General features: G+C 63.8%; 6 protein-coding genes and 1 pseudogene. 2 read left to right on the plus strand and 5 right to left on the minus strand.

Translation table 11 applies throughout. The features are described 5' to 3' along the window. From JWQ89_RS08120 to JWQ89_RS08140, 5 genes are all read right to left on the minus strand, one after another. The coding region (locus JWQ89_RS08120) for a ThuA domain-containing protein (RefSeq protein ID WP_299639961.1) at window positions 1–605 on the minus strand (605 nt) is incomplete at its 3' end. Between the two features lie 163 nt (window positions 606–768). Beyond that, entirely contained in the window at window positions 769–1,779 is a 1,011-nt protein-coding gene (locus tag JWQ89_RS08125; RefSeq protein WP_299639963.1) for an ABC transporter ATP-binding protein, read from the minus strand. Between the two features lie 4 nt (window positions 1,780–1,783). Beyond that, on the minus strand, window positions 1,784–2,623 hold the full coding sequence (locus JWQ89_RS08130; RefSeq protein ID WP_299639965.1) for a carbohydrate ABC transporter permease: 840 nt from the start codon (window positions 2,621–2,623) through the stop codon (window positions 1,784–1,786). Continuing rightward, window positions 2,623–3,603, minus strand: coding sequence for a sugar ABC transporter permease (locus JWQ89_RS08135; protein ID WP_299639968.1), 981 nt, complete (start codon window positions 3,601–3,603; stop codon window positions 2,623–2,625). Before JWQ89_RS08135 ends, JWQ89_RS08130 begins: the two co-directional genes overlap by 1 nt. An 86-nt stretch (window positions 3,604–3,689) precedes the next feature. Next, window positions 3,690–4,958, minus strand: a complete 1,269-nt coding sequence (locus tag JWQ89_RS08140; protein ID WP_299639970.1) for an ABC transporter substrate-binding protein — start codon at window positions 4,956–4,958, stop codon at window positions 3,690–3,692. 467 nt (window positions 4,959–5,425) lie between these two features. Between JWQ89_RS08140 and JWQ89_RS08145 the strand changes: the two genes are divergently transcribed. Both JWQ89_RS08145 and JWQ89_RS08150 read left to right on the plus strand, forming a co-directional pair. Further along, a complete protein-coding gene (locus JWQ89_RS08145; RefSeq protein WP_299639972.1) occupies window positions 5,426–6,445 on the plus strand; it encodes a substrate-binding domain-containing protein in 1,020 nt (339 codons plus the stop codon). Between the two features lie 813 nt (window positions 6,446–7,258). Further along, window positions 7,259–7,759: pseudogene (locus JWQ89_RS08150) on the plus strand (ABC transporter substrate-binding protein); the annotation flags it as partial. Window positions 7,760–7,778: the final 19 nt, after the last annotated feature.

A 7,778-nucleotide genomic window follows, 5' to 3' on the forward strand; every position in this document is an offset into this window, starting at 1 on the left:
GGATAGGTCTCGTGGCCGGGGCGGAAGTAGAAGATGTTGCCCGCGCCGCGGCGATAGGTGAGGCCGGAGCGGAACACTTCGCCGCCCTGGAACCACGAGACGAACACCGTCTCGAGCGGCTCCGGCACCGAGAACGGCTCGCCGTACATCTCTTCGTTCTCGAGCTCGAAATAGCGCGGCAGGCCCTTGGCGATCGGGTGGCCGGGGTTCACCACCCACAGCCGCTCGCGCTCGCCCGCCTCGCGCCAGTGCAGCGCGCAGGGGCTGCCCATCAGCCGCTTGAATATCTTGGAGAAATGGCCCGAGTGGAGGACGATCAGGCCCATGCCCTCCCAGACGCGCTTGGCCACCCGCTCGACGATCTCGTCCTTGACCTCGCCATGCGCCGCGTGGCCCCACCAGACCAGCACGTCGGTCTCGTCGAGCTTTTTCTCGGTCATCCCGTGCTCGGGATCCTGCAGCGTCACGGTCGAGGCGATGATGTTCTTGTCTTCGCCCAGGAGCGCGGCGATCTGCCCGTGCATGCCCTTGGGGTAGTTGTCGGCCACGGCCTTGTTCTTCTGCTCGTGGACGTTCTCGCCCCATACGGTGGCTCTGATCGGCATGCTCGTCTCCTTGAATTCGTGGAAAGGGCCGGATCGAGGCTCCGGCCCGTTAGTCTCAAAGCGGTTTGATCGGCTGGGCAATCACTGCATCCGCCTGCCTCGATTGGCAAGCAAGTGCGGCGAAAATCCATGGCCCTGCGGCAATATTGTCAGTGCAAGTTTATCAGTGCTTGAGCGGTTTGCCGGCCGCGTCGAACCGATAGATCTTACCCGGGATCGGGGCGATCGAAATCGCATCGTCCGGATTGTGGTGCCGGGTACCCTCCTGCCGCACGATCACCGGATCGCCGCTCATGCCGATATCGACATAGACGAAACTGTCCGAGCCGAGGCTTTCGGAGTGCACGACCTTGCCCTTCCAGGAGCCGTCGCGGTCGGCGATCTCGATATGCTCGGACCGGATGCCGATGGTGTTGGCGCCGAACTTCGAGGCGATCTCGCCATTGAGGAAGTTCATCTTCGGCGAGCCGATGAAGCCCGCGACGAACAGCGACTGCGGGTTCTCGTAGAGCTCGAGCGGGGTACCCACCTGCTCCACCAGCCCGTCGCGCAACACGCAGATGCGGTCGGCCAGCGTCATCGCCTCGACCTGGTCGTGCGTCACGTAGACCATGGTGGCGCTGTTCATCGCGTGGTGGAGCTTGGCGATCTCGAGCCGGGTCGCGACGCGCAGCGCGGCATCGAGGTTCGACAGCGGCTCGTCGAACAGGAACACCTTGGGGTCGCGCACGATTGCGCGGCCGATGGCGACGCGCTGGCGCTGCCCGCCCGAGAGCTGCTTGGGCAGCCGGCTCAGGTACGGCGTGATCTGCAGCAGCTCGGCGGCCTTCTCGACGCGCTCCTGGATCGCTTCCTTGCTCGATTTGGCGAGCTGCATGCCGAACGCCATGTTCTCGTACACAGTCATGTGCGGATAGAGCGCGTAGGACTGGAACACCATGGCGATGCCGCGCCGCGATGGCGCGAGCGCGTTCACCAGCGTGCCGTCGAAGCTCATCTCGCCCGAGGTGATGTCCTCGAGGCCCGCCATCAGGCGCAGCAGCGTGGACTTGCCGCAGCCCGACGGGCCGACGAAGACCATGAACTCGCCGGAGAAGATTTCGAGATCCACGCCCTTGATCACGTCGACGAGGCCGAAGGACTTCCGGATATTCTTGAGTTCGATGTGCGCCATGGATTTAGCCCTTTACGCCGCCGGCGGTAAGGCCGGAAATGATCTTGCGCTGGAAGATGAGAACGAGAACCACCAGCGGTACGGTGACGATCACCGATGCCGCCATGATGTTGCCCCACGGGATTTCGTACTGGCTGCCGCCCGACAGCAGCGCGATGGCCACCGGCACGGTACGGGTCGCGTTCGACGAGGTGAAGGTAAGCGCGAACAGGAACTCGTTCCAGGCCGCGATGAAAGCGAGGAGCCCGGTCGTCACAAGCGCGGGCCACAACAGCGGCAGGAACACGCGCCAGATGATGATCCACGGCGTCGCGCCGTCGACGATCGCTGCTTCCTCGATCTCGATCGGCAGGTCGCGCATGAAGGTGGTGAGCACCCACACGGTGAACGGCAGCGTGAAGATCGTGTAGCTGAAGATCAGCGCCCAGGGCGTGTTGTAGATGCCGAGGAAACGGATCACCTCGAACAGCCCGGCGAGCACCGCGATCTGCGGGAACATCGAAACCGCGAGGATGGTCATGAGCAGCAGGCTACGCCCCCGGAACCGCACGCGGGAAAGCGCGAACGACGCGGTTATGGCGAGGAACAGCGCCGCCAGCACCGTCACCGAGGCGACGAACACCGAGTTCAGCAGGTTCCGCGGGAAGCTGCCGGTGCTCAGCACCGAGATGTAGTTGTCCCACGAGAACGACACCGGCCAGTAGGTGACGCGGAACAGGTCCGTGCCCGATTTGAAGCTGGTCAGGATTGCGTAGTAGAACGGGAACACCGCGACGAAGACGATGAAGACGACCAGCGCGTAGAAGGCGGTCCGCTTGGTGATTGTCCAGAGGTCGAGAGTCATCAGCGGTCACCCCCGTCGAACCGGACCTTGCCCAGCCAGATATAGAGCGCGGTCATCACCGCGATCAGCAGGAACAGCAGCGTCGATTGCGCCGAGCCGTAGGCGAATTTGTCGAAGTCGAACAGGTTTTCGCGGCTCACCACCGACATGGTCTTGGTCGCCGAACTGTTGGGCGTCAGCACATAGATGAGATCGAAGATGCGCATCGCGTCGAGCAGGCGGAAGATCACCGCCACCATCAGCGCCGGCCGCACCAGCGGCAGCGTCACGCGGAAGAACACCTTCACCGGATGCACGCCGTCGATTTCCGCCGCCTCGTAGATGTCCTTGGGGATCATCTGCAGGCCGGCGAGGATCAGCAGCGCCATGAACGGCGTGGTCTTCCAGATATCGACGACCAGCACCGCCGTCATCGCCGTGTCGGCCTGCGCCGTCCACGCGATCTTCTGGCTGATCAGCCCGAGCTTGAGGAAAAGGTCGTTGATGATGCCGAACTGGTCGTTCAGCATCCAGCTCCACATCTTGGCCGAAACGATCGTGGGGATCGCCCACGGGATGAGGATGGCGGCGCGGACGATGCCACGGCCCTTGAATTCGGCGTTCAGCACCAGCGCCACGATCATGCCGAGGATGGTCTCGAGCGTCACCGACAGCACTGCGAAGCGCAGCGTGTTCCACACCGCATTCCACCAGGTCGGATCGACCAGGAGGCCCGAGAACACCGTGCGGCCGCTCTTCAGCGTGGTCCAGCTCAGGTAGTTCTTGAAGCCGATGAAATCGGCGCCGTACAGGTCGGTCAGCGAGGCATTGGTGAGCGAGAAATAGATCGTTCGAAGCAGCGGCCACCCGGCCACCACGGCGAGCGCCGCGAGCATCGGGAGCAGGAACCACATCGCCGCGCCGACGCGCGACCTGAGCAGTTCGGACTCGATCTTGGGCTGGGTTCGGACGGCTGGCCCTGCCGTGGCTTCTACGGTCATGAGACGATCTTCCCGGCTAGCAGAAGAGGAATAGAGGGAGCGGGCGACCCCGGAAGGATCGCCCGCCCCGATCGTTCAGGAAAGCCTTACCAGGCGTCGCCCTTGAGCTCGGTCAGCTTGGCTTCGAGCAGCTCGAGGTTCTCGGCAGCAGTGCCGTTGCCCGACAGCGTATCATGCACGGCCGACCAGAACAGCGAGGAAACCTCGTTGTACTTCACCTTGGTGGGAGCGGACGGACGCGGCACGGCGTTGACGAACACTTCCTTCCAGTTCGGGATGATCGGCTGGGCAGCGGCGACATCGGCGTCGTCATAGAGCGAGACGATCGTGGGCAGGTTTGACTGCTTGATCGCGCGTTCCTTCTGCACTTCCGTCGACGACAGGAACAGGGCGAGCTTGATCGCCTCTTCCGGAGCCTTGGAGTACTTCGAAACGGCGACGTTCCAGCCGCCCAGCGTTGCCGCGGAGCGGGCACCTTCGCCCTCGCCTATCGGCAGCGGCACCACGTCGAACTTGCCCTTCACGGCGGAGTCGTCGCCATTGCCGAGCTGGTAGGCATACGGCCAGTTGCGCATGAACACGGCATTGCCGAGCTGCCACACGCCGCGGCTCTCTTCTTCCTGGTAGGCCAAGACGCCTTCCGGCGAGATGTTGCCCACCCAGCCCTTGGCCATTTCGATAGCCGCAGCGGCCTTCTCGTTGTTGATCGAGATGGTGCCATCCGGCTCGACGATCTGGCCGCCGCCATTCGACACGACCCACTCGAGCGCGTCGCAGGTCAGGCCTTCATAGGCGTTGCCCTGGAAGACGAAGCCCTGCATGTCCGGGTTGCCGGCAGCGCGCTCGGCGTCCTGGATTTCCTTGGCGGTGGCAGTCAGCTCGGCCCAGGTCTTGGGCGGCGTCTTGCCGTACTTCTCGAGCAGGTCCTTGCGGTAGTAGAGCGCCGGGGCGTCGGTGAACGCCGGCAGCGCCACGAGCTTGCCGTTCACGGTCTGCGACTCGATGATCGACGGGAAGTGGTTCGCCACCACGTCCTTGGCGGCATCGGTCAGGTCGAGGAACTGGTCGGCGAGCTGCGGGGCCCAGATCACGTCCGTCTGGTAGACGTCGATGTCGGAATTGCCCGCCGCCAGCCACAGCTTGTACTGGCCGAACTGGTCGGTGGTCGAGGACGGCATCGGGACCACGGTCACCTTGTTGCCGGTCTCGGCTTCGAAGCGGTCGAGCTGCGAGCGCAGGAACTCGAGGCCGTTGCCGGTGTCGCCCGAAACGATGGCGAGATCGGCGGCCTGTGCAGCGACGACGCCGAGCGTGGCACTGGCGAGCAGGGCCGCGATCAGGGACTTCATTCTCATTATTATCCTCCCAAAGGACAGGTGTGACCGGGAGGCAGCCAAAGGCGATCGACGCCTTATCGGCGTAGATCGGCACCTAGTTCCTCCCACCAAAACGCCCGGAAAGGGAGCTGTCCTCCCCGCTAATATCTTCCAAAGCGCTTTGAACGAAACCTATCCAGAGTGGGGAAATCATGTCAACAGGATTCGCCATCGTCGCCACAGCGCCGCAATCGAAGTCTCGGATACGCACGCGAAATCAATAACTTGCGTAGCCAGACATGCTAACGCCTCGAATCCGGCGAATTTCGGCCTGAGGTACGAACCTCAGGAATGGTAGCATGTTACCCCCACTTGCGTTTACCATCCAAATCGCTTTGAATGGCTTTTTGGTGGAGGAGGACGTCCGGCTGCAGACCCCTTTCGGGGCTCTGGTGCGCGAGTGGAATACCACTGCGTTGCTGCTGGACGCGAGAACGCATTTGGTCATGAAACTCAAAGACTTGGCCGCGGAGCTGGGGCTGTCGCAGACGACGGTCAGCCGTGCCTTGAACGGCTTTCCGGAAGTCAACGAGGCGACCCGCCAGCGCGTCAATGAGGCGGCCCGGCGCCTCGGCTATCGCGCTAATGTCAGCGCGCAGCGCCTCGCCACCGGCCGCGCCGGCGCCATCGGCGTCGCCCTGCCCTTGCAGCGTTCCCAGCATTTCGGCCCCCACACCGCCGAGTTCCTCTCCGGTATCGGCGAGCGGCTGGCCCAATACGAGATCGACATCGTGGTGACACCGCTCGATGTCGACGACGAGATCCCGCTCTATCGCCGCCTCGCCGCCAGCAAGCGAGTCGATGCCGTGGTGCTCTCCGCGCCCACCCCGGACGACAAGCGCATCGCCGCGCTGACCGAACTCGGCATGCCGTTCTTCGTCCACGGCCGCTGCGAGGTGCCCATTCCGCATGCCTGGCTGGATATCGACAACGAGGGCGCCTTCCGCCGCGCCACCAGCCACCTGATCGACCTCGGCCACCGGCGCATCGCCATGATCAACGGCCCGGTGGACCAGACCTTCGCCATCCACCGCGACCGCGGCTTTCGCGCCGCCTTCGCGGCGCATGGCCTCACCCCCGATCCGGCGCTCATCGCCGGCGGCGGGTTCACCGATGAGAACGGATTCCGCCTCGCCCAGGCGTTCCTCGAGCGCACGCCGAGGCCCACTGCCTTTCTCGCCGGCTCGATGATGACGGCGCTCGGCGTCTTCCGCGCCATCCGCCTCGCCGGGTTCGAACTGGGCAAGGACGTCTCGATGATCGCCCACGACGACGTCTTCCCCTATCTCAACGCCGACAACATGGTCCCCTCCATGTCCACCACCCGCTCCTCGATCCGCGCCGCCGGCGCCCGCATCGCCGAACTGCTGCTGCAAATGCAGGAAGGCAAGCCGCCGGCCTCGATCCACGAGTTGTGGCCGGTCGAGTTGGTGCTGCGCGAGTCGACGGGCCCGGCGCCGAAGTAGCTCTGGCGGGTGGGCATGAGAGCGGGCTGTGGACACGCCGCGCAGGTCGCCGCGTAGAACGCCTGCTTGACCAGCAGCACCTGCGGGTTGCCGACCTTCCGCGGCTGCAGTACGCGCAGGTTCCGCGAGCAGAACGTCACCAGATCGAGCGCCTCCGCACGTTTAGCGGCGCCACCGGGCAGTGCACGAAATTTGGGGTTGGATCGGTCGTGGCGCTGTGGCGTCCGGAACCGCTGCAGGTCGGCGGCCGTGAGGTCGGAACGGGTCCCGCCATCGCTTGCGACGGCGAGACCCGCGATTGGGTTATGACCAGGAACGCGGTCAAGTACTCGTGCATGTCTCGCACTCGAGCACGCCCGGCCATGACCGGATGAAAGGCATGCCCGCAGATTCGTTCAACCCGGGGCATCGATAAAGCTTTGGAAAACCGACGCTTACTGGAACACCGCATCCGGAGTGGTCAGGCTGTCCGATTGCTCGATGGTGACCGTATGGCCCAAATCGAGCAGTGCCATTCAAGAACATGACCGACCCCGGAACGGCTCCAAGTCGGGCGCTTCCCGGGCACGCGGGCCATCTCGACTCGCCGAAGCAAAACGGGCACTGTCATAAATGTCACAATTGGTTTCGGAGGGGATCCGACAGCTCTATCGCCTGTTCCGTGGGACTTTCTCGCGGCTCGGCCAATGCAGCGGCCTGTGTACCCTGCTTTTGGGTGTCACGCGCCTGTCATATGGCCAAAATAGGTGAAACGCGGCTTTTGGGGCTCCTCTCGAGTCAGGACAAGAAGCCAGAATTCCAGGGAGACGCAAAATGATCTTCAAGAACGCGCTCGTCGCTTCGGTTTCGGTCGCGGCCCTCGCCGTTTCGACCTTTACCGTTTCGGCGCAGACCGACCTCACCGCTCTCTATGACGCCGCCAAGGCCGAGGGCCAGCTCACCGTCATCGCGCTGCCCCACACCTGGTGTGGTTATGGCGCCGTGATCGAGGCCTTCAAGGCCAAGTATCCGGGCATCACCGTCAACGAACTGAACCCCGACGCCGGCTCGGCCGACGAGCTCGAGGCGGTTCGCGCCAACAAGGGCAACACCGGCCCGCAGGCTCCCGACGTACTCGACGTCGGCCTGAGCTTCGGCCCGACCGCCAAGGACGAAGGCCTCCTCGCCCCCTACAAGGTTTCGACCTGGGACAGCATTCCCGCCGAAGCCAAGGATGCCGACGGCTTCTGGTACGGCGAATATTTCGGCGTTCTCGCTTTCGGCGTGAACAAGTCGATCGTCACAAATGTGCCGACCTCGTGGGCCGACCTGCAGTAGGCCGACTACGCCAACG

It is taken from the genome of Devosia sp. (assembly GCF_028290645.1).
Classification (GTDB): domain Bacteria; phylum Pseudomonadota; class Alphaproteobacteria; order Rhizobiales; family Devosiaceae; genus Devosia_A.

What these genes read in the sequence shown, in the direction of transcription:
- JWQ89_RS08125 (WP_299639963.1), bottom strand. Translation starts at nt 1,779, where the DNA reads ATGGCGCACATCGAACTCAAGAATATCCGGAAGTCCTTCGGCCTCGTC.
- JWQ89_RS08130 (WP_299639965.1), bottom strand. Translation starts at nt 2,623, where the DNA reads ATGACTCTCGACCTCTGGACAATCACCAAGCGGACCGCCTTCTACGCG.
- JWQ89_RS08135 (WP_299639968.1), bottom strand. Translation starts at nt 3,603, where the DNA reads ATGACCGTAGAAGCCACGGCAGGGCCAGCCGTCCGAACCCAGCCCAAG.
- JWQ89_RS08140 (WP_299639970.1), bottom strand. Translation starts at nt 4,958, where the DNA reads ATGAGAATGAAGTCCCTGATCGCGGCCCTGCTCGCCAGTGCCACGCTC.
- JWQ89_RS08145 (WP_299639972.1), top strand. Translation starts at nt 5,426, where the DNA reads ATGAAACTCAAAGACTTGGCCGCGGAGCTGGGGCTGTCGCAGACGACG.